Annotated in this window: 14 protein-coding genes; 10 read left to right on the top strand and 4 right to left on the bottom strand. The window is 68.0% G+C overall.

The genetic code is table 11. The features are described 5' to 3' along the window. The first annotated feature begins 311 nt into the window (after window positions 1-311). Window positions 312-2045: a PA14 domain-containing protein gene (locus HUA76_RS28335; RefSeq protein WP_174462612.1), complete on the top strand. Its 1734-nt coding sequence runs from the start codon at window positions 312-314 to the stop codon at window positions 2043-2045. 83 nt (window positions 2046-2128) lie between these two features. Here the strand turns inward: HUA76_RS28335 and HUA76_RS28340 are convergent, their stop codons facing one another. Continuing rightward, the gene (locus HUA76_RS28340) at window positions 2129-3019 is read right to left on the bottom strand and encodes a DUF1003 domain-containing protein (protein WP_141647644.1); all 891 of its coding nucleotides are present in this window, start codon (window positions 3017-3019) and stop codon (window positions 2129-2131) included. A gap of 171 nt (window positions 3020-3190) precedes the next feature. Beyond that, window positions 3191-3610, bottom strand: coding sequence for a hypothetical protein (locus HUA76_RS28345; protein ID WP_174458936.1), 420 nt, complete (start codon window positions 3608-3610; stop codon window positions 3191-3193). A 220-nt stretch (window positions 3611-3830) separates the two neighbouring features. Here HUA76_RS28345 and HUA76_RS28350 point away from each other — a divergent pair, with 220 nt between their 5' ends. Together HUA76_RS28350 and HUA76_RS28355 are read left to right on the top strand one after the other, a co-directional pair. Further along, complete coding sequence (locus tag HUA76_RS28350; RefSeq protein WP_174458938.1) at window positions 3831-3995, top strand: hypothetical protein; 165 nt, start codon at window positions 3831-3833, stop codon at window positions 3993-3995. Window positions 3996-4035: 40 nt separating this feature from the next. Further along, window positions 4036-4929: a 1,4-dihydroxy-2-naphthoyl-CoA synthase gene (locus HUA76_RS28355; protein ID WP_141647648.1), complete on the top strand. Its 894-nt coding sequence runs from the start codon at window positions 4036-4038 to the stop codon at window positions 4927-4929. A gap of 74 nt (window positions 4930-5003) precedes the next feature. On the opposite strand, the gene HUA76_RS28360 is transcribed toward HUA76_RS28355, so the two are convergent. Continuing rightward, window positions 5004-5414, bottom strand: coding sequence for a VOC family protein (locus tag HUA76_RS28360; RefSeq protein WP_141647649.1), 411 nt, complete (start codon window positions 5412-5414; stop codon window positions 5004-5006). A 59-nt stretch (window positions 5415-5473) separates the two neighbouring features. On the opposite strand from HUA76_RS28360, the gene HUA76_RS28365 reads away from it, so the two are divergent. The 5 genes from HUA76_RS28365 (at window position 5474) to HUA76_RS28385 (ending at window position 16254) form a co-directional block, all read left to right on the top strand. Next, the gene (locus HUA76_RS28365) at window positions 5474-6424 is read left to right on the top strand and encodes a hypothetical protein (RefSeq protein ID WP_174462613.1); all 951 of its coding nucleotides are present in this window, start codon (window positions 5474-5476) and stop codon (window positions 6422-6424) included. 158 nt (window positions 6425-6582) lie between these two features. Beyond that, window positions 6583-9900: a C45 family autoproteolytic acyltransferase/hydolase gene (locus HUA76_RS28370; protein ID WP_174462614.1), complete on the top strand. Its 3318-nt coding sequence runs from the start codon at window positions 6583-6585 to the stop codon at window positions 9898-9900. A gap of 206 nt (window positions 9901-10106) precedes the next feature. Next, complete coding sequence (locus tag HUA76_RS28375) at window positions 10107-12236, top strand: M13 family metallopeptidase (RefSeq protein WP_141648778.1); 2130 nt, start codon at window positions 10107-10109, stop codon at window positions 12234-12236. Window positions 12237-12381: 145 nt separating this feature from the next. Then, window positions 12382-12603: a hypothetical protein gene (locus tag HUA76_RS28380; RefSeq protein ID WP_141648779.1), complete on the top strand. Its 222-nt coding sequence runs from the start codon at window positions 12382-12384 to the stop codon at window positions 12601-12603. Window positions 12604-12822: 219 nt separating this feature from the next. Continuing rightward, window positions 12823-16254, top strand: coding sequence for an HYR domain-containing protein (locus tag HUA76_RS28385; RefSeq protein ID WP_174462615.1), 3432 nt, complete (start codon window positions 12823-12825; stop codon window positions 16252-16254). Window positions 16255-16318: 64 nt separating this feature from the next. On the opposite strand, the gene HUA76_RS28390 is transcribed toward HUA76_RS28385, so the two are convergent. After that, window positions 16319-17953, bottom strand: coding sequence for a fumarate hydratase (locus tag HUA76_RS28390; protein WP_141648781.1), 1635 nt, complete (start codon window positions 17951-17953; stop codon window positions 16319-16321). A gap of 210 nt (window positions 17954-18163) precedes the next feature. Between HUA76_RS28390 and HUA76_RS28395 the strand changes: the two genes are divergently transcribed. Both HUA76_RS28395 and HUA76_RS28400 read left to right on the top strand, forming a co-directional pair. Next, window positions 18164-19507: an OmpA family protein gene (locus HUA76_RS28395; RefSeq protein ID WP_371745767.1), complete on the top strand. Its 1344-nt coding sequence runs from the start codon at window positions 18164-18166 to the stop codon at window positions 19505-19507. A 65-nt stretch (window positions 19508-19572) separates the two neighbouring features. Beyond that, on the top strand, window positions 19573-21030 hold the full coding sequence (locus tag HUA76_RS28400; protein ID WP_174462616.1) for an SPFH domain-containing protein: 1458 nt from the start codon (window positions 19573-19575) through the stop codon (window positions 21028-21030). Window positions 21031-21055 lie beyond the last annotated feature (25 nt).

A 21055-nucleotide genomic window follows, 5' to 3' on the forward strand; every position in this document is an offset into this window, starting at 1 on the left:
CCGGATTGCTGCGCACTCGTGAAGACAAGCGAAGCGATGGCTTGACGGGGTGAGAAAGCTCCGTGCACAATTGTTGGTGCAACCGCGCTACATGGAATTTGAGACATCTGGAATTCCTGGCGCTGTGCCTACCAAGGGTGCTCTTCATGAACAGAGCGATACGTACGCTCCGGACTCTCCCTGTCTTCTCCCTTGCCTTCCTCGCGGCGTGCCACGGCTCTTCATCCGAGAAGGGCGACGACCTCGAAGCGAGTGAGACAGTGCCATCGGCGCTCGTCTCGTCCAGTGTGTCTCCCAGCAGCGACGAGGCCATGAGCGGCATCTGGGCAGGCGGAGGAAGCGCGCCCATCCATGGCTTGATGGATGACGGTGTCTCCTTCGCGGCGAGTGATCGCGGCGGCTCGTTCGCGCGCAGCGCCCCCGCGAGAACGTCATCGACCCTGACCCTGGGCTATCACGACAGCGCCATGCCCGGCGGCGCATCGAAAGTCGTCGTGAACTACGACGGATGGGCCATCAACGGAGGCGCCGGCTCGCTCCGCGTGAAGCTCTACGATGGCGCGACCCTGCTCGCCACGGGGCCCCTCCACGGACTCACCACCACTCCCGGGAACTTCAGCGACACGTTCGCCAGCCTGGACGTGGCGGACGCAAGGTTGCTCCGGACCGAGCTGCTCTTCGAGAACAGCGCGGCGGCCGGATCTCTGGTCTCGTCCATCATCTGGCTCGACGTCACCGGTCGCAGCGGCACCGGGCTCCAGGGGCAATATTTCGACAACGTCGACTTCACTGGCGCTTCGGTGAGTCGAGTGGATGCCACCGTCGATTTCAATTGGGGAGCGGCCGCGCCTCTCGCCGACCTCGGGGCCGAGACCTTCAGCGTGCGCTGGACGGGCAAGGTCAGCGCCGACCACACGGAGACGTACACCTTCTACACCACCAGCGACGATGGCATCCGCCTGACGGTGAATGGCACGCGCATCATCGACAACTGGACCGCACACGGCGCCATCGAGAACTCCGGGACCAGCGCGCTCCAGGCCGGCGAGCCCTACGACATCGTGCTCGAGTACTTCGAGAACACTGGCAACGCCGTGGCAATGCTCTCGTGGTCATCGCCGTCGACGCCCAAGGGCATCATCCCCAAGGAGAACCTCTTCCCCGGCCCCGTGGGCCCTCCCATCCCTGTCACGAGGCTCGACTGCCCTCCGGGTTTCACCAACGAGCTCTTCCGCGACGACTTCGACGGGACTGCCCTCGACACCACGAAGTGGGACGTCATCCAGGGAAACAACAACCCCAGCGGGGGCGCGTTCACGCAGCTCACCAAGATGCTCCGCGCCAACGTGAAGGTGGAGGACGGCAAGCTGAAGGTCGCCTCCAAGCGCCACTGCGCGGACCCCTATCCCAACATCACGCCGGAGAATCCCGCCAGGTGCGCGGGCACGAACTACTACTCGGGCGCATGGCTGAAGGGGAAGGGCACCTTCGCTCCGGGAAAGGGCGCGATGGCCTTTTACGCGAGGATGCCGACCCCCATGCCCGGCACGTTCCCCGCCCTGTGGGCCCGCAACAGCTTCGGCGATGCACGCTACGGCGAGCTCGACCTCATCGAGACCTGGTGGGATTCCCCCAAGGGCACGGCCAATGACCCGAACAAGTTCTCGGCCACCACGCACGTCGGCTCGAGCCCGATGATTCACACCTCGAACAACGAAGTCGGCCCCTTCGCCAACCTGGTTTCCGCGGCGCACGTCTGGGAAGTCGAGTGGGACGCCGCCGCGGTTCCGGCGATTGCCCGATACTACTATCGGGACAGCCTGGGCTCTTCGCGCATCCTGGTGCGGACCGCGACCTACCAGACGTCTGGCTTCAACGGGAGGGTCACCGACGAGGCCTTCCGCACAGCGCTCGCCGATGGGTGGCGCCCCTATATCGACTTCGCGGTGCAGCCGGAGGGGACCTGGAACGTCGGGCCGGACACCGCGGCGGTCTATGACCCGCCAGACCTGGAGGTCGATTCGGTCATCATCTGCGCCCCCTGACGCCAACTGGCGTTGCACTTCCGCTCGATGGAGGCGAGTTGGGCTTCCGCGCCAAACTGAGCCTGGAGCCAGCGGTGGCTCGGTCAGCCCTGGGATGCCGCGGGCTGGCCGGGCTTGGAGGTCGCCGGAGCCGAGGGTGGGCGCCCGCGTTCGACGGCGTCCAGGCGGGCCATGGTCTGCGCGTAGAGGTGGTCCAGCTTGGAGTGGAGCTGGGTGACCTCCATGCCGGCGCGGATGTTGGCTTCGTACTCGACGTCGGAGCGGATGCGGTCCTTGGCGGCCTGCCGGCTCTGGCTGATGAGGACGAAGCAGGACAGGAAGATGGCCTCCAGGCTGACCACCATGGTGAGCAGGCCGAAGGGGAACGGGTCGAACGCGTGGAACGTGGGAATCCATCCCAGGTTGATGGTGATCCACACCGCGAACCACACGGCGTGCAGCATCATGAAGGTGAAGGTACCGCTGAAGGCGGCCAGTCCATCCGCGAGTCGTTGGATGGTCGTCAGTCGCTCCTCCACCATCTCGTTGGGGCTGAGTGATGGCCGGCTGTGCAGCATCTTGTCTGCTTCGCGCAGGCGACGGCCGATGGCGGTCAGCACGTCCATGGCGCTGGAGGGGTGGCGCCGGAAGAGGAGCTCGAGGTCGGCGCGGTCCACCTTGAGGGCGGACGTTTCCTGGATGGCGCGGGCATCCGCGCTGCGCGGGTCTCCATCCAGCAGGGACAGCTCGCCGAAGAAGTCGCCGCGCCGCGCGGTCTCGAAGACGATGACCTGGCCGGTGGTGTCCTCGACGGAGATTTGAACCTCGCCGGAGCTGACGATGTAGATGGCGCCGCCGGGGTCTCCTCGGCTGAACACCTTCTCTCCGGCGGACAGGCGCACTTCCTCGAGCTGGTTGGCGAGCAGCGCGCGCTCCTCGTCATCGAGGGCGGCGAAGAGGGGCACTTCCTTGAGCAGGGCGACGTCGGCGGGCATGACGCGGAGTTCCTCGCGAAGGGCTGCACCGTGCGCTCCGCAGGCTGGCACCTTCCGAGCAATTCGCCCAGCGTCACCGTGTCACGGGACGATGGTTTTCCCAGGGCCGAAAAGTAGGGCCCGGCCGGATGACTGTGGCTCCAACGAGTCGCGGTGCTTTCGCGACGTGGCTCACGGCGAAGGGGATTCGCGGGAGGTTTTCGGCTCGACGGTGGAGGCGACGTTCTGCGGGGTACCGTCGGAGAAGGGCCTGACGTCGAACTGGACGCGGACGGAGCGGCCGGGCTTCAGGTTCTCGCGCAGATAGGTCTCGATGTCCTGGTCGCGCGGGACAGTCGCTCCGGCGATGCGTGTCTGGTGTGTCACGCGGATGGGAATCGAAGCGCCGCTGGGACCGGTGACGAAGAGTGTTCCCGGGGCGGTTCCGAGCACCGGGCCGGAGAAGGCCCGAGGTGTGCCGCTCGTGCCCTCGGCATCTGGGGCAGGGGAGGGACGGGCCGAGTCCCCGCTCGCCTGGGTGTCCACGGCCAGGGCCAGGGGAGGCGTGCTCAGCAGGAGTCCGAGGAGCAGGTGCTGGGTCCATCGTTTCATCCGAGACCTCCTGGGCTGAGCGGAACAGTCACCCAGTAGAAAGGTGGTCACGAACTCGCATGAAGGCAGGGCCTGCTTGGACTGCCGAACCAGAGATAAGTCATGCACACGGTTTGCCACGGCGGGATGACGCCTCCGCCTGTTCCTCATCGCGGAGCGCAGCCGTAGACGTCTGCTTGACGTCGACCATCCAGCGGGCTCGATCCTCCGGTGCCGCACCATGGACGCCAAACGACTTGAAGCGCTCTTGCACCAACTCCTGCGCATCGCCGCGCTCGGATGGGTAGGCGGCGAGTGTCTCACCGCTCCCATGCGGGACCAGCCCAGGGGAATGAACCTCGCCATCCTCGGATGGACGATGGACGCTCCCTTCGTGCCAGCGTAGGGTCCGCGCCCGTTCCCCCTTTCTCCCGAGTGAGAAACCCATGGTCTCGGCCATCTTCAATCCGGCCCGCTGGACGCCCGTCGAGGGCCACAAGTTCAAGGACATCACCTTCCACCGCGCGGTGGACCAGGGCACGGTGCGCATCGCGTTCAACCGTCCCGAGGTGCGCAACGCCTTCCGTCCCCGCACCGTCGACGAACTGTCCAAGGCGCTGGAGGCCACGCGCTTCATGACGGACGTGGGCTGCGTGCTCATCACCGGCAACGGCCCGTCCCCCAAGGACGGCGGCTGGGCGTTCTGCTCGGGCGGAGACCAGCGCATCCGCGGCAAGGACGGCTACAAGTACGAGGGAGAGGAAGGCGAGTCCGACCCGGCACGCCTCGGACGGCTGCACATCCTGGAAGTCCAGCGGCAGATCCGCTTCCTCCCCAAGGCGGTCATCGCCGTGGTGCCGGGGTGGGCCGTGGGCGGTGGACACAGCCTGCATGTCGTCTGCGACATGACCATCGCGAGCCAGGAGCACGCGGTGTTCAAGCAGACCGACGCGGACGTGGCCAGCTTCGATGGTGGCTATGGCTCGGCGCTGCTGGCGCGGCAGATTGGCCAGAAGCGGGCGCGCGAAATCTTCTTCGTGGGCGCGAACTACTCGGCGCAGGAGGCCTTCCAGATGGGAATGGTCAACGCCGTGGTGCCCCACGAGAAGCTGGAGGACTTCGCGCTGGAGTGGGCGGCGGAGATCAACACCAAGAGCCCCACCGCCATCAAGATGCTGAAGTACGCCTTCAACCTGCCCGACGACGGTCTGGTGGGGCAGCAGCTCTTCGCGGGCGAGGCCACGCGCCTGGCCTACGGCACCGAAGAGGCCCAGGAAGGCCGCGACGCCTTCGTGCAGAAGCGCAAGCGCGACTTCAAGCGCTTCCCCTGGAGCTACTGAACCGCGCTTCGCTTCGTGAGACTCGGCCCGCTTCGGAGACACCCCAGAGCGGGCCGTTCACATGCTTCAGCTGCCTACACGGTGAAGACCACGGACGGCGCGGAGCGCTTCGCCGGGCCATGGTAGACGGCTTCGATGTTGTTACCGTCCGGGTCCAGCACGAAGGCCGCGTAGTAGCCCGGGTGGTAGGGCCGCTCACCTGGGCCGCCGTTGTCCTTCCCACCGGCCGCGAGCGCGACCTCGTAGACGCGCTTCACCATCTCCTGGTCCTTCGCCTGGAAGGCCAGATGGACGCCGCGTCCACTCGGCGCACCGGGGTCCGCGGTGCTGACGAACAGCTCGTCCGCGAAGAAGTTGTCGGGGCCATGCGAGCCCAGCGGGATGCCCAACACTTCGAGAATGGCCTGATAGAACCGCTTGCTCGCCGCCAGGTCCTTGGCGCGGAGGTGGACGTGGTCGAGCATCCGGCCTCTGTGAAATTCCATGGTGCTCCTCGCGGAAATGTGCGCCCCTGAGGGGGTACGCGTGGAGGCGCGAGGCTGCCATGAAACCCCATTTCCTGACCTTCTTTTGCGAGCTGGCTCCGGAGCCACTTCGCGAACTGTTCAACACCGAAGGCGTCATCGACGATCTCCAGGCGATGCGCGCCGGCGTGAGCCTGGGACTCCTGGACTTGAGCCCCGAGCGAGCCGATGTGGTGCGCCGCCTGAACCGCGCGGGCATCCCCGTCACGGCGTGGCTCCTGCTCCCTCCGGAGCAGGGCTACTGGTTCCACGCGGGCAACGTGCTGCAAGCGCGTGCGCGCTACGAAGCCTTCAGGACGTGGACGGACGACGAGAAGCTCGAGTGGGCCGGCGTGGGGTTGGACATCGAGCCCGATATCCAGGAGCTGCGCAGGTGGGCCGAAGCGCCGCTGCGGAGTCTTCCTGGGATGCTCTCGCGGCTCATCCTCCGAGGAGGTCGCTCCCGCGAGGCGAGGGCGGGCTACCACGCGCTGGTGGAGCGCATCCGCGTGGATGGCTACCGCGTGGACGCGTACCAGTTCCCCTTCATCGTGGATGAGCGCCAGGCGCGCTCCTCCGTGCTGCGGCGCGTGGCGGGTCTGGTGGACGTGCCCGCGGACCGGGAGGTGCTGATGCTCTACACCAGCTTCGTGCGTCCCCGAGGCGCCGCGCTCCTGTGGAGCTACGCGCCGGGCACGGGCTCGCTCGCGGTGGGCAGCACAGGGGGCGGCGTGGAGCTGCCAGGGGTCCTCTCGGCGCCGCCGCTGGACTGGACGGAGCTGTCGCGCGACTTGCGGCTCGCGGTGCGCTGGACGCATGACCTGCACGTCTTCAGCCTGGAGGGCTGCGTGAAGCAGGGCTTCCTGTCGCGGCTGCGCGTGTTCGACTGGGACGCTCCCGTGGACCCTCCCTGGGTGGAGTCGCGGCGCGTGGACGCGGTGCGCCGGGCCGCGCGCGGTGTGCTCCACGCGTCGGGCCGGTTGCTGCGCTGACAGGGGAGGGGGCGCACGCAGTGTCGGGGTGGGTGTGGAAGTCACCTCGCGTCATGGTGCCTTGGATGACGTGAAGGGTTGACGCTCGAAACGCGCGGCAGTGTCATGCGCCCCGATTCCCCGAGCTGTTGCCCCGCCCTGCTCGGGAAGGGAACGACATGACCGACCTCCCCCAGACGTCGAAGCTCCTCGGCGTGCTGCTGTTGTCCGCGAGCCTGCTCCAGGCCGCGCCCGCCGTGGCCGCCTCCCCCGTCAAGTCCTCGGCGGTGCCGAACGGAAACTTCGAGGTGGCCGGAGGGTCCTCCTCGGTGCCCGCGTTCTGGCGCTCGCAGGGACCTGGCAAGGTGGCCTCCAGCGCCGAGGGCAAGGTGGAGGGCTCGCGCGGCCTGCTCATCGAGAGCCCTCAGGGCGGTGGCGAGACCACCGTCGAGTCCGAGAACCTCCAGCTCCAGGTGGGCCAGCTCTACCGGCTCAGCGCCTGGGTGCGGACCAAGGGCGTCCAGGTCGACCCCCAGGCCCGCTATCCCACGGCCCACGGCGCCTGCTTCTCGATGAAGAGCTTCCCCTTCACCAACTGCGCACCCGCCCCGGGCGGTGAGGCCGGCACCCGCGCCTCCGTCCTCTTCTTCGCCAGCCAGTCCTCGGACCGCGTGCAGCTCCACCTGGGCCGCAACGGCAAGGCCACCGGCTCCGTCTGGTATGACGATGTCCGCCTGGAGCCCGTGGAGGACATCACCGCGTATGTCCCGATGGAGTCCGTGCGCTGGGCGGGCAAGGGCTTCCGCTACGACGACGGCGGGTGGATCTACGTCCACATCGAGGGCGAGCCCTACGAGCGCGGCGTCCAGTTCGGTGAACTGACCTCGCAGGAAATCGTCCGGTACATGGAGAAGCTCGGCATCCAGAAGGACAAGACGGATGCGGCCAAGGGATGGAGCCACCAGCGACTGCTCGCGGACTCGCTCTTCCTGCGCAAGTTCGACGCCGAGTACCTGGAGGAGATGAAGGGCATCGCCGACGGCGCGAACAAGGCCGGCGCGAAGTTCAAGGATCGCGAGCTGGACGTGCTCGACATCGTCACGCTCAACACCGCCGTGGACGCGGGCCAACTGGAGGAGGCCAACCGCGCCACCTCCACCTCGCTGTCCGGCCGCACCTTCCTCAAGGCCGACGAGGAGGCCGAGCGCGGAGGCAAGGGCGACCACTGCTCCTCCTTCGTCGCCACCAAGTCCGCGACGAAGGACGGCCGCGCCATCATCGGGCAGATTTTCATGTGGAACGGCTACACCGGCGTCCACTGGGACGTGGTGCTGGACGTGCAGCCCACCCGGGGCCACCGCTTCGTGATGCAGACCTTCCCGGGCGGCATCCACAGCGGCGCGGACTGGTTCATCAACTCCGCGGGCATCGTCATCGGCGAGACGACGGTGGGGCAGACGCCTTTCGACCTGAACGGCTCCCCGCAGAGCAACCGCATCCGCAAGGCGGCGCAGTACGCGTCCTCCATCGATGACGTCGCGCGCATCATGAAGGACAACAACAACGGCCTGTACACCAACGACTGGACGCTCGCGGACACGAAGACGGACGAGGGTGCCTGCCTGTTGCTCGGCACGAAGAAGACGCGGCTGTGGCGCACCGGCAGCAAGGGCAATACCTCCGACACGCCGGGCAACCTCAAGGACTTCATCTGGGCGAACAACAACAACCGCGACTTGGAGGTCCGCAAGGAGTCCGTCTCCAGCCCGGACAACGCGCCCGCGGACCTGGCCTTCAACACCTGGAACCGCGACATCGCCTTCTGGGAGTACTACGCGAAGTTCGGCAAGAAGGGGTTCGACCTGGACTCCGCCACGCGGATGATGGCCTCCAGCCCCATCAACCGCCCGCACGCGTGCGACGGCAAGGTGACCACGTCGGAGATGGCCGAGAAGCTGATGTTCCTGGCCCACTACGGCAAGACGACGCTGCGCGAGAAGATGATTGGCAGCCGCTTCATGCCGGACCTTCCCGGCGCCACGCCGCACCTGTCGCTGGGCTACACGACGTTCAGCCCCATCTACGTCGCCGCCAAATTGAAGGAGGCGCGCAAGACGTGGAAGGCGCCCGAGGAGCCCCAGGCCGCCAAGCGGGACTTCTCCCGGGTGAAGGACGCGGTCGGCTTCGACAAGTCGCTCCTGTGGGCCAACACCCTGTTCCCCGCGTCGGACGGGGAGAACTGGCTCATCAGCGGCACGTCCGCGTACTGGAAGCTCTTGCGCGACGTGTCGGCCCACGAGGACAAGCAGGACAAGGCCTTCGACGCGCAGCGCGACGTGCTCGCGGACCTGAATGACCGCTACCTCTTCACCACCTCGCGCGAGGCGGACGTGCTGCCCGCCTCCGTCAAGACGGAGTACGGCCGCTATGGCACCTATCTGGTGCCGCGCATCAAGGGCACCTTCGCGCTGCACCAGTTGCGCCTGCTGTTGGGCAACGCGGACTTCTCCAAGGTGATGAACGCCGTCCACGCGCGCTACGCGAACAAGGACATCTCCACCGCGGACTTCAAGCGCACCGCGCAGGAGGCGGTGGGCAAGGACGTGGGCTCCTTCGTCGGCCAGTGGCTGGAGCGCACGGGCCTGCCGCAGCCGCGCTTCCGCGCCACCGCCGCGCAGGTGAAGGACGGCTATGAGGTGACGCTCAAGGTGGAGCAGCCCGGCCCGAAGCCCTGGCACTTCGTCACGCTGGTGGAGGTGCACACGGCGAAGGGCTCCACGCTGGAGCGCGTGGAGGTGAAGGGCACCGCGAGCGAGACGTTCGTCCTGCGCACCAAGGAGGCGCCCGTGCGCGTCGTCTTCAACGCGGGCAATGACATTCCGGTGCCGCGCGAGCGCTACCAGGTCCTGGCCAACCAGACGGATGCCTGGGAGAAGCTGCTGATGGTGCACGGCACCGCCCGGCAGACGGAGTCCATGCGCACGCTGGTGCTGGGCTACCGCGAGTCGCTGGCGGATGTCTTCACCGAGCGGCTGGTCCCCGTGGCGCCGGACTTCGAGGTGACGGACGCGCAGCTGGCGGATCGCGACCTGGTCGTCTTCGGCGGGGCGGAGGACAACGCGCTGCTCGCCCGGCTGGCCCAGGAGAAGAAGCTCCCCATGGAGCTGGGCCGCCGCTTCTTCCGCTGGCAGGGCAAGACGTATGGCCGCCCGGACGACGGCATCGCCCTGGCCCTGCCCAACCCCTGGAACCCCAAGCGCGCCCTGTACCTCTTCGTCGCCAACAGCGGCATCCAACTGTGGCACATGACGCGGACCTACCAGCGCAACCTCCAGGGCTGGGCCCTGTTCCGGAACGGCGACGTGACGACGAAGGGCTTCCATGACCTGGAGGCCCTGTCGCAGGACGTGACGGTGACGCCGGCTCCCGCGCCCGTCGCGCCTCCGGTGCCCGCCCCCGCCACCTCGGTGCCCGCGCCCGTCATGGGCCAGCGCTGAGCGCCTGAGGCGGGAGTGGGCGCTCGCGGCCTCGCCTCCTGAACGGGGGCGGGGCCGGAAACGGCTGTTTCCACGAAATTGCAGCCAGGGCGGGGGACTCCCTGAGGAATAGGGCGGGCGCGCGGGTGTTTTTCCTGCCTGCCCGGATGGACGACGACCACTCGGGTCCGGCAGCATCCCCCGTCCCTTTTTCCTCTCGGAACCTCATGAGCCCCAAGAAGTCCATTGCCCACCGAGCCTGGGCGACCAGTGCCCTCGGAACCCTGTTGCTGACCGGCTGCGCCAGCGCGCCGCAGCCCGCGCCCACCGAGGCGACTCCGCCTCCCGCCGCTTCCGCGTCCACGCCCGCGCCCGTCGCGGAGGCCGTGTCGGAGGAGGCGGTTCGTGCACTCGGCGTCGAGCTGAAGAACCTGGACCGCGGCATCCGTCCCCAGGATGACTTCTACCGGTTCGTCAACGGGACCTGGCTGAAGAACACGCCCATCCCCGCGGACCGCGCCCGCTATGGCTCGTTCATCGAGCTGGCGGACAAGTCCGAGCTGGCCCTGCGCGCCATCATCGAGGAGTCCGCCACCGCGAAGGAGCGCGCGCCGGGCTCCACCGCGCAGAAGGTGGGCGACCTGTACAACAGCTTCATGGATACCGAGCGCATCGAGTCGCTCGGCGTGAAGCCGATTGCCCAGGAGCTCGCGCGGGTGAAGGGCCTGAAGGACAAGGCGCAGCTGCCGGAGCTGTTCGCGGAGCTCCAGCGCAGCGGCATCCAGACGCCCTTCGCCTTCTTCGTGGGCCAGGACCAGAAGCAGGCCACGCGCTACATCGCGTACGTCAGCCAGAGCGGCCTGGGCCTGCCGGACCGGGACTACTATTCCAAGCAGGAGCCGCGCTTCATCGAGATTCGCGCCGCCTACGTGGCGTACATCGAGAAGCTCTTCACCCTGGCCGGTGAGAAGGACGCGAAGAAGGCGGCCGAGGCCATCCTCGCGCTCGAGACGACGCTGGCCGACAAGAGCTGGGACCGGGTGAAGAGCCGGGACCGCGAGGCCACCTACAACCTCAAGAGCGTCAAGGAGGCGGAGGCACTCACCCCCGGCTTCTCGTGGACGCGCTTCTTCAAGGCCGCGGGTGCCCAGGCGACGCCCGCCGTCATCGTCCGCCAGCCGACGTACTTCGAGGCCCTGTCGGGACTCGTCAAGACGACGCCGCTGCCCGTGCTCAAGCAGTACCTGACGTTCAAGGTGCTGGCCGGCCGCGCGCCGATGCTGTCGAGCCCCTTCGAGCAGGCCTCGTTCGAGTTCTACGGCAAGACGCTGCAGGGCCTTCAGGAGAACCGTCCGCGCTGGAAGCGCGGCGTGTCGGCGGTGGAGGACTCGCTGGGCGAGGCCGTGGGCCAGCTCTACGTGGAGCGCCACTTCAGCCCCGCGTCGAAGCAGCGCATGGTGGAGCTGGTCAACAACCTGCGTGAGGCCTTCCGTCAGGGCATCGACGGGCTGGACTGGATGAGCGCCGAGACGAAGGCGCAGGCCCAGGCGAAGCTGTCCAAGTTCAACGTGAAGATCGGCTACCCGGACAAGTGGCGGGACTACTCGCGCCTGGAGATCGTCGCGGGCGACCTGCTGGGCAACGTCCGTCGCGGTGAGGCATTCGACTTCCAGCGGATGGTGGACAAGCTGGGCAAGCCCATCGACCGCGAGGAGTGGGGCATGCCGCCGCAGATGGTGAATGCCTACTACAGCTCCACGATGAACGAGATTGTCTTCCCGGCCGCCATCCTCCAGCCGCCGTTCTTCAACCCGGACGCGGACGACGCGACGAACTACGGCGCCATCGGCGCGGTGATTGGCCACGAAATCAGCCACGGCTTCGATGACCAGGGCAGCCGCTCGGATGGCGACGGCAACCTGCGCAACTGGTGGACGGAGAAGGACCAGGCCGGCTTCAAGCAGCGCACGTCCGTGCTGGTGGCCCAGTACGCCGGCTTCAGCCCGCTGGAGTCCATGAACGTCAACGGCGAGCTGACCCTGGGTGAGAACATCGGCGACCTGAGCGGCCTCGCGGTCGCCTACAAGGCGTACAACATGTCCCTCCAGGGTAAGGCGGCGCCGTCCATCGCCGGCTTCACCGGCCCCCAGCGCTTCTTCCTCGGCTGGGCGCAGGTCTGGCGTGGCCTGTACCGCGACGACGCCATGCGGCAGATGCTGCTCACCGACACCCACTCGCCGCCGCAGTACCGCGTCAACGGCGTGGTGCGGAACATGGCGGAGTTCTACGAGGCGTTCGGCGTGAAGGAAGGCGACGCCGGCTGGCTCGCCCCCGAGAAGCGCGTGAAGATCTGGTAGCTCCCTGACGCTCCCACCGTCCGACGTGGGCGGTGGGACAGGGTGGGGTGCTTGCTCGGCCCCACCCTGAAGGGCCCCATGAGGCCGCCTGGACAGGGCCTCTGGGATGTTTACGCTGGGGCACCCCGTCACCGAGGTTCCTCGCGTGAGCTCCCTGTTGCTTCGACTGGTCTGTGGTTTGTTGTTCTCCGCGCTGGTGTTGGGGGCTGTCGTTCATCCTCCCGACAACCTCACGCAAGGACTGGGGATGATGCTCCCCGCGAGCATGCTGCTGGGCGTGGCCCTCAAGGGCCCCCGTCGCGGCATCATCCCGAAGAAGAAGGTCCCCGTGGCCGTGCCGGTGGAAGAAGCGCCGCCGCGCGCGTGAGGGCTCCCCGCGTCACGCCTCTTTCGCAAGGGTTTTCCGCAACGGTCCCTTGAGGGCTCGTCCTGGGACGAGGTTCTCGGGACGCAGGGGCGTAATCGGTGGGCCTCGTCTCGTGGCGGGAATGAGCCACCAGGGGAGGGCGGGTGTCGTCTAACGGGGCAAGCGAGGTGCATCGCGCGCCCGCATTCCTGGACGCACCACACCCCCTGAGGAACACGCATGCTCTACAGCAGCTTGTTGGTGCTCAGTCTTGTCTCGGCGACGCCACGACTGATTGCCGACCTGAATCCCACGCCCGTGACGCCCTATACAGGAGCCCGCGTGCTCGTCTCCGTCGGCGACCGCGTGTATTTCTCGCTGGCGACGGCGGCGGCGGGCAATGAGCTGTGGGTCACCGACCTCTCCCGGGGGGCAGCGCGGATGGTGAAGGACATCCACCCGGGGATGGGCTCGTCGACGCCTCGCCTCATGGGGGTGCTGGGGGAGCGGGTCTTTTTCCTCGCCGACGACGGTGTCCACGGCTCGGAGCCGTGGTCGACCGATGGCACCCCGGAAGGCACCACGCTGCTCAAGGACATCCGGCCTGGCTCCGGTGACGGGAACTGCCTCGGGTGGACGACCTGGGACTCGGCGCTCTACTTCCTCGCCAACGATGGCGTGCACGGCCATGAATTGTGGCGCTCCGACGGCACCTCCGAAGGGACCCACCTCGTGAGTGACACGTGGGCCGGTCCGTACGGATTCTCCAGTGAATCGACGGGGCTGCTCGAGTTCGAGGGTGCGCTGTACTTCAGCTCCCGCAACGAGCTGTGGAGGACGGATGGGACAGCCACCGGGACGCGGCTCGTGTACGCGGTCGACCAGTCCACGCGTTCGCGCGAGCTTCGCCTGTCCATTCGAGGAGGGAAGCTCTGGTTCCGCTCCGGCTACAGCAACATCTACCTCTGGGACCTCTACGTCACCAATGGCACCCCCGCTGGGACCAAGCAGGTCTCCACCATCGAACCGTTCACCGGGCCCAACCTCGACATCGGCCCCCGGTCTTTGTTCGGCGCCTGGTCGGGTTCCAATCGCGTCTATGACATCGCGTTGAGGGCCTCGGATGGAACGGTCAGTGGCACGACGACGATTGCTTCCATCAGGTCCAATCGCACCACGTTGCTGGCCTCCTGGTTGGATCCGCTCGGGTCCCAGGTGCACTTCGCGGTGTCGACCGAGTTGGGTGTCGCGCTCTGGCGGACGGACGGTACGTCCTCGGGGACGCGCGTGCTCCAGTGGCTTGAGCGACTGGTGGGCCCCGTCTCCCGCATTGGCTCCCAGTTCGTCTACGTGGGAGTCGACTCGACCGGTCCCGCGGTGTTCGCGTGGGATGGCGTCGCAGCGCCTCGCGTGGTCCGAAGGTTCGCCGCGCTTCCCAGCACCAGCGTGGTCGTCCAGAACGGCGGGCGGCTCTACTTCGTCGCCAGCGATGCGTTGACGGGCCTGGAGCCCTGGACCACGGACGGCACGGAGGCGGGCACCGGGTTGCTCGCCGACCTCAGCCCAGGCGCTGCTGGAACGAGTGTCACGGCGTTCACCGCGGTCGGCGCCCAGGTGCTGCTCTCCGGGACTCCCGAGGGCAGTGCCGAGTCCGTGTGGCGGACCGATGGCACACCGGAAGGGACCTCGAGGGTCTTCGAAGGGCGACTGACCGACGTCGTGTCGAGGGGAGGGACGCTGCACGCGTTCTCCATCGAGGGCAGCGGCTTGTTGCTTCACGCCTTCCCCGAAGGCGGACCGGAAGGTGCCGTGACGGAAGTCTGGACCTGGTCGAACGCGGGGTCCTACCCCGAGAACTGGACCTCGGGAGATACGTTCGCGTACTTCAGCGCGACGAAGGCGCTGGGACAATCGTCGCTGCTTCGCACCGACGGCACGCACGCCGGCACGCACGTCATCCGTGATGCGTTCTCGTTGTATTCGACCATCACCCAGCTGGAACGCTGGGGGGACGCGCTCACCTTCCGTGAAGGCGCGGCGCTGTATATTTCGAAGGGGGGGCCTGGCGATGCCGTGCACCTGAGTCCCGCCTCTGGCAAGGCCCACCTGGGCTCGAGGATGATTCTGGGGCGCGAATGGGATTCAGGCTACGAACTGGCGGAGAGTGATGGCACCCGGGATGGAACGCTCTCGATGCAGTCGCTTGCCGGTCGTCCGCTCGACTTCCTCGCCGTGGCCGGCACCCAGGTGTTCTTCCGCCAGTACCTGACCAGCGAGAGCGATTACTTCCCGTACCGCACGGACGGGGCCCGCGTTGCGGGCTCGGTGATAAGGCTCGCAACCGTCCCCGCGGGGAAGCCGGTCGCCTATGAGGACCGGGTGGCGTTCGTCACTCAGGGCGCATCCCTCTGGTCGAGTGACGGCTCCGTGATGGGGACGGCGCTCGTTCCTGGCACGCAGGACGTGGAGCCCGCCGACTTGCACGCGGTCGGTCCGCTGTTGTTCTTCACGGCCAAGGGCGCGGAGGTGGGGCGCGAGGTCTGGGTGCTGCGTGGCACTCGTGCACAGCGGTTGGGCGACTTCGAGCCGGGGACAGGGGATACGCGGCTGCTCGCCGCCACGCGGCAAGGTACGGGCACGGTGCTCCTCATCCAGACCTCTTCGGGTCGGTATCTGGCGAGGACGGATGGGACCCCCGAAGGCACCACGGTGGTGGGCTCCGTGCTGGGGTCGTCGTGGCTCACCACGTACCGGGACACGGTGTTCCTGGATTGTGAGCTGGGAGCCGTGGGGTTGGAGCTCTGTCGGCTCGACCCGGGCGCGGGCGAGCCCTCGTTGGTCGCGGACCTCTGGCCAGGGGCAATGCCCTCGTCTCCGTCAGCGCCTATCACGGTCTCTGGCACGCTGTTCCTGGCGGCGGTTCACCCTGAATATGGGATGGAGCCGTTCGCGGTGGATGTCGACGTCACCCCGCCGGTCGTGAAGGCGAACGTGACAGGGGTGCTCGGCGCGAATGGCTTCTACGTGGGGGACGTCTCGCTCGCGTGGTCCATCGAGGAAGCAGAGTCGAGCGTCACCCAGACGACGGGCTGCGAAGCCGAGACGGTGACGAGGGACACCCTGGAGCAGGTGTTCACCTGCTCCGCGACATCGCAGGGAGGCACGACGTCGCAGCGGGTCTCCATTCGGCGTGACACCTCTCCGCCCACGCTGACGTGCCCGGTGGGGTTGAACGGCATCGAGGGAGCGGCGGTCCTGTTCGATGTCTCCGTGAGCGATGCGCTGGACCCCGCTCCGACGGTGGAGAGCGTTCCTCCTTCGGGCTCTGTGTTCCCAGTCGGGACGAGCACCGTGGACGTGGTGGTCACGGACCACGCCGGCCATCAGGCGACCTGTCACTTTCCGGTGACCATCACCGAGCGCCCGGTTGCGGACGCCGGACCCGGTGACGCGGGTCCTGGCGACGACGCGGGTCCTGGCGACGACGCGGGTCCCGGTGACGACGCGGGTCCCGGTGACGCAGGGGCAGGAGACGGTGGCGTGGTGGACGGTGGCGCTATCGTCCCCAGGCCGGAGGAGTCCGAGTCGTGCGGTTGCGCGGGAGGAGGAGGCTCCTTGTTCTTCGGCCTCCTGTTGCTCGTGCTTCCGACGCTCGTTCGCCGGCGTCGCTGAGCCGAGGCCCTCGGAGCGCCACTTGAGGGGTGGCGCTTCAGTCCCGCCACTCCACGGCGTGCCCTCAGCCCTTCTTCGCGGAGGGCTTGTTGAGGTGGGCGAAGAAGTCGTTGCCCTTGTCGTCCACCACGATGAAGGCCGGGAAGTCGACCACTTCAATCTTCCACACGGCCTCCATGCCCAGTTCCTCGTACTCCAGCACCTCCACCTTGGTGATGCAGTCCTTGGCGAGCCGGGCCGCCGGGCCGCCAATGGAGCCCAGGTAGAAGCCGCCGTGCTTCTTGCACGCGTCGGTGACGGCCTGGGAGCGGTTGCCCTTGGCCAGCATCACGAAGCTGCCGCCCTCCGCCTGGAACTGGTCCACGTACGCGTCCATGCGGCCGGCCGTCGTCGGACCGAAAGAGCCGGAGGCATACCCTTCCGGCGTCTTCGCCGGGCCCGCGTAGTAGACCATGCGGTCCTTCAGGTACTGCGGCATGCCCTCGCCCCGGTCCAACCGCTCCTTGAGCTTCGCGTGGGCGATGTCGCGCGCCACCACCATGGGGCCGGTGAGCGACACGCGCGTCTTGATGGGGTAGCGCGACAGCTCCGCGCGCAGCTCGCTCATCGGACGGTTGAGGTCCAGCTTCACCACCTCGCCGGCCAGGTCCGCGTCCGTCGTCTCCGGGAGGTACTTCGCCGGGTCCGCCTCCAGCTGCTCCAGGAAGACACCGTCGCGCGTAATCTTGCCGAGCACCTGCCGGTCCGCCGAACACGACACGGCGATGGCCACCGGGCACGAGGCGCCGTGGCGCGGCAGCCGGATGACGCGCACATCGTGGCAGAAGTACTTGCCGCCGAACTGGGCGCCAATGCCCATGCGCTGCGTGAGCTTCAGCACCTCCTGCTCCAGCGCCACGTCGCGGAAGCCCCGGCCCAGCGCGTTGCCCTCGGTGGGCAGCGTGTCCAGGTAGCGCGCGGAGGCGTACTTGGCCGTCTTCAGCGCGAACTCCGCGGACGTGCCGCCCACGACGATGGCCAGGTGGTACGGCGGACACGCCGCGGTGCCCAGCGAGCGGATCTTCGCGTCGAGGAAAGCCAAGAGGCTCGTCGGGTTGAGCAGCGCCTTGGTCTCCTGGAACAGATAGCTCTTGTTGGCCGAGCCGCCGCCCTTGGCCATGAACAGGAACTTGTAGGCGTCACCCCCCGTCGCGTAGAGCTCGATCTGCGCGGGCAGGTTGTTGCCGGTGTTGGCCTCCTTGTACATGTCCAGCGCCGCCATCTGCGAGTAGCGCAGGTTGGACGTGCGATACGTCTCGAAGACGCCGCGGGAGAGGGCCTCCTCGTCATGGCCGTCGGTGAGGACGTGCTGGCCCTTCTTGCCCATGATGATGGCGGTGCCCGTGTCCTGGCAGGACGGCAGCACGCCACCGGCGGCGATGTTCGCGTTCTTCAGCAGCTCCAGCGCGACGAAGCGGTCATTCGCGGACGCCTCCGGGTCCTGGAGGATCTTCGAAAGCTGGCCCAGGTGCCCGGGGCGCAGGAGGTGCGCGATGTCCCGCATGGCCTCCCGGGTCAGCAGGGTGAGCGCTTCGGGGGCGACCTGGAGGAAGGTGCGTCCGCCGGCCTCGAAGGTGGAGACGTGGTCCTTCGTGAGCAATCGGTAGGGCGTCTCGTCCTTGCCCAGCGGGAGCATTTCCTGGAACTGGAAGTCGTTCATCGCGCGCGCCTCTTCGGGGGAGTCTTCGGCGCCCAGGAGTAGCGCCCTTGGCGGCGGGATGGGAGCCAAAAACGTGGACCGGGCCACACCCCAGGCCCCTGTCCGGCCGGGACCTGGAGTGAGGGGAGGGGGGCCGACGGTCGGCTGGTGGTCAGCCCGCCCGGCTGACAACTCGCGGCAGGCCCAGGTTGTGCGATGCTGTGGACCCCCGTGGCTTATTCCTCCGTACAAGCACTGTGGCTCTGCATCCTGGCCCTCGTCGGCGCCACGGCTCGCGCGGCTGAACCGTCCACCGTCGAGCAGCGGGCCCGCGAGGACCTGGACCGTCAGCTCCAGGCCCTGGTCAAGACGCCTCCTCCAGAGGTCGTCATCACCTACGAAGGGCTCCCGGGCGCGGGAACCGCGCGGGCCTACAAGCTGCTGGAGGTGGACTTCATCCTCAACGGCCAACCCCTCGCGGTACCGGGGCTGGACGTCATCTCCGGCCCGGGCATCCATCGCCTCGCGTCGCTGAAGGTGGAGGAGGGCTCCTACACGCTGGTGTCGCGCGTCACCTATACGAACAACGACGCGTGGAACCTCTTCAGCGAGGAGAGCGGCTTCCTCTGGAAGATGACGGCCTCCGTCACGTTCCAGGCGCAGAAGGGGCTGCGGATGCGGGTGAAGGTGATTCCCGGCATCAACCCCACCGCACCCGACCCTCGGCTGAAGCTGAAGCTGTCGCACGATGTATCGGCGGAGATGACCGCGCCGCTCGCGGACGCCACGCTGGTGGAAGGCCAGGACGCGGGTGCGCCGCCCATCGCCGTGGCGCAGGTGACGCCTCCTGTCACCGCGCCGCCCGTGACGGCGCCTCCTGTCACCGCGCCGCCAGTCGCTGGGACGAAGCCCCGGGAATCTCCGGAGCAGGGCCCGGTGGCGCCGGGGCGGCTGCTGCTGAAGGTGCTCGCGGGCAAGAAGCCCGTGGCCGCCACGGCGTATGTCCGGGGCAAGGGCGCGCCGCAGCAGGTCCTCCTCGACAAGAACGCGCGCAAGCCGGTGCCGGTGATGCTGCCCCCGGGTGAGTACACGGTGGATGTGCTCTCCAAGGGGTTCCTGGCCCAGACGCGTCAGGTGAAGGTGAGCCGAGACCGCGAGGCCTCGGTGGCCTTCGTGCTGGCGCCCGCGCCCGCGCAGAAGGCGAAGCAGCCGCAGGTGAAGAACGAGCGCGTGGAGCTGCCCAAGCCCCCGCGCTTCGCGGAGAAGCAGGCCGCGCCGCGCAAGGACTCCACGGAGGGCCTGGCCCTGTTGGTGGACCTGCTGGTGCGGGACGAGACGCTGAAGCTGCGCCTGGAGGGACACACGGACAACCGCGAGGCTCCGGCGACGGCGCGACAGGCGCTCTCCGAGTCGCGCGCCAAGGCCGTGGCGGACCTGCTGGTGAAGGCGGGCCTGAGCCCGTCGCGCATCGACGCCTCCGGCCTGGGCGATACCCGTCCCAAGGCCCCCAACCTGATTCCGCGCGGGCGCGAGCTGAACCGCCGCGTGGACATCCTGCTGGTGAAGGGCAAGTAGCGCCCCCCGCCTCCTCGGGGCTCCTGACGTGTGCTTGGATGGGCCCCTTTTCAGGGGGAGCGTCCATGTCGTCCCAGGAGCCGGTGAAGAACGCGTATCTCGACCAGGTGCGGGAGCAGCAGCAGCGCCTGGAGGTGGACCTGCGGGCTCGCAAGCAGATGGTGGGCGGTATCGCCATGGCGTCGGCGAGCGCGTCCCGCCCGGCGTCACCCGGAGGAGGGGGCGGAGGAGGAGGAGGAGGTGGTGGTGCGAGCCCGGGGAACGCGGTGGACGTGCGCATCACCGGCTTCTGGCGCTGGAAGACGGTCGTCGTCCCGCCCAATGCCTACGTGGTGCAGACGCGCCGTGGGCATGCGCAGCCGCTGACGCTCGGCCTGGGGGTGTCGTTCGCATACGACCCCTCGAAGGACTCGTTCCTGGTGGTGCCGGGCGCGATGCAGACCATCCTCATCAACGCGCACTGCATCTGCCGCGAGCTGCAGGGCCTGCTGGTGCAGGGCTACGTGCAGTGGATCATCGAGGACTTCGGCACGGCCTACCGCAAGCTGGACTTCACCGACGTGGAGGACCCGATGCGCGTGGTGAACGTGCAGCTGCGCGAGCAGGCGGAAGCGGCCATCAAGGACAAGGTGGCCACCATGAGCATCGACGCGGTGCTGTCCGACAAGCAGCCCATCATCGAGGAACTCACGGCCCGGTTGCGGCACGTGGCGGAGGGCGGCGGAGGCACCGACAAGGGCCTGGGGCTGCGCATCGTCACGGTGCAAATCAAGGAGGCCGTGGTCAGCTCCGCGCGCCTGTGGGAGAGCCTCCAGACGCCGTTCCGCGCCGAGCAGGAGCGCATCGCCCGGCTGGCGTCGTTGGGGAAGGAGGAGTCGCTGGCCCAGCGTGAGCTGGAGGTGGAGCAGACGCGCGAGCGCATGCGGCTGGAGAGCGATGGCGAGCTGTCCGCGCTCCGGGCGAGCAAGGACGCGCAGGCGTACGACCGCGAGCAGTCCGAGCGGCAGCGGCGACAGCATCGCGAGGAAGAGGACGCGCGCAAGCTGGCCACGGAGCGGCAGCAGACGGTGCTCCAGGCCGCGGAGCTGGAGAAGGCCCGGCTGGCAGGTGAGGCGGAGCTGGCGCGACTGCACCAGGAGGTGGAGGCGGCAAGGCTCAAGCGCACCGCGCTGGCGACCACGGACGCTCACGACGTGGAGCGCGCCGCGGCCAACCGTCAGGCCCGGGTCGAGCTGGAGCACCTGGAGCTGCGCCAGCAGATCCTCAACGGGCTGAGTGCGTCCAACGTGCAGGCGCGGCTGGTGGAGTTGCTGCCCGCCATCGCGGAGAAGCTGCCGCAGCCTCGCGAGCTGCGCTCGGTGTCCATTGGAGGCTCCGGCGGCGCGCAGGACGGCCAGGGACTGACCACCCTGGTGGCCCAGATGATGGCCCTGGTGAATGTCTTGAAGACGGAGCCGCCCGCGTCTCCGCCGCCTGGTGCCCCCACCCCCGCGCCGGAAGAAGAGCACCCCACGCCGGATTGAAGTTCAGCCCCCCGGCTCCCAGGTC

Origin of the sequence: Myxococcus sp. CA056, assembly GCF_013336715.1 — a bacterium.
GTDB classification, from domain to species: Bacteria; Myxococcota; Myxococcia; order Myxococcales; family Myxococcaceae; genus Myxococcus; species Myxococcus llanfairpwllgwyngyllgogerychwyrndrobwllllantysiliogogogochensis.

What these genes read in the sequence shown, in the direction of transcription:
- HUA76_RS28335 (WP_174462612.1), top strand. Translation starts at nt 312, where the DNA reads ATGAGCGGCATCTGGGCAGGCGGAGGAAGCGCGCCCATCCATGGCTTG.
- HUA76_RS28340 (WP_141647644.1), bottom strand. Translation starts at nt 3,019, where the DNA reads ATGCCCGCCGACGTCGCCCTGCTCAAGGAAGTGCCCCTCTTCGCCGCC.
- HUA76_RS28345 (WP_174458936.1), bottom strand. Translation starts at nt 3,610, where the DNA reads ATGAAACGATGGACCCAGCACCTGCTCCTCGGACTCCTGCTGAGCACG.
- HUA76_RS28350 (WP_174458938.1), top strand. Translation starts at nt 3,831, where the DNA reads ATGGACGCCAAACGACTTGAAGCGCTCTTGCACCAACTCCTGCGCATC.
- HUA76_RS28355 (WP_141647648.1), top strand. Translation starts at nt 4,036, where the DNA reads ATGGTCTCGGCCATCTTCAATCCGGCCCGCTGGACGCCCGTCGAGGGC.
- HUA76_RS28360 (WP_141647649.1), bottom strand. Translation starts at nt 5,414, where the DNA reads ATGGAATTTCACAGAGGCCGGATGCTCGACCACGTCCACCTCCGCGCC.
- HUA76_RS28365 (WP_174462613.1), top strand. Translation starts at nt 5,474, where the DNA reads ATGAAACCCCATTTCCTGACCTTCTTTTGCGAGCTGGCTCCGGAGCCA.
- HUA76_RS28370 (WP_174462614.1), top strand. Translation starts at nt 6,583, where the DNA reads ATGACCGACCTCCCCCAGACGTCGAAGCTCCTCGGCGTGCTGCTGTTG.
- HUA76_RS28375 (WP_141648778.1), top strand. Translation starts at nt 10,107, where the DNA reads ATGAGCCCCAAGAAGTCCATTGCCCACCGAGCCTGGGCGACCAGTGCC.
- HUA76_RS28385 (WP_174462615.1), top strand. Translation starts at nt 12,823, where the DNA reads ATGCTCTACAGCAGCTTGTTGGTGCTCAGTCTTGTCTCGGCGACGCCA.
- HUA76_RS28390 (WP_141648781.1), bottom strand. Translation starts at nt 17,953, where the DNA reads ATGAACGACTTCCAGTTCCAGGAAATGCTCCCGCTGGGCAAGGACGAG.
- HUA76_RS28400 (WP_174462616.1), top strand. Translation starts at nt 19,573, where the DNA reads ATGTCGTCCCAGGAGCCGGTGAAGAACGCGTATCTCGACCAGGTGCGG.